The following is a 285-nucleotide window of genomic DNA, read 5'->3' on the forward strand; positions in this document are numbered from 1 at the left end:
TTGTAGTGTCCACACAGATTGTCTGATGAAAAGTAAATAGCAAGGCGTCTTGCGATTGAGACTTACACGTCCCCTTCGTCTAGAGGCCCAGGACACCGCCCTTTCACGGCGGTAACAGGGGTTCGAATCCCCTAGGGGACGCCACTTGCTGGTTCGTGAGTGAAAGTCACCGGCCGTTATATCTCAAAACTCATCTTCGGGTGACGTTTGAGATATTTGCTCTTTAAAAATCTGGATCAAGCTGAAAATTGAAACGACACACTGTGTCTGTTCTCCGTAATAAGA

The 285-nt window shown here is 47.4% G+C and carries 1 tRNA gene; it reads left to right on the plus strand.

What is annotated here, in order from left to right:
- Window positions 1–68 precede the first annotated feature (68 nt).
- Window positions 69–144 (plus strand) — tRNA-Glu (locus OGY01_RS00725).
- Window positions 145–285 lie beyond the last annotated feature (141 nt).

It is taken from the genome of Citrobacter sp. Cm038, assembly GCF_030333105.1.
Classification (GTDB): Bacteria; Pseudomonadota; Gammaproteobacteria; order Enterobacterales; family Enterobacteriaceae; genus Citrobacter; species Citrobacter murliniae.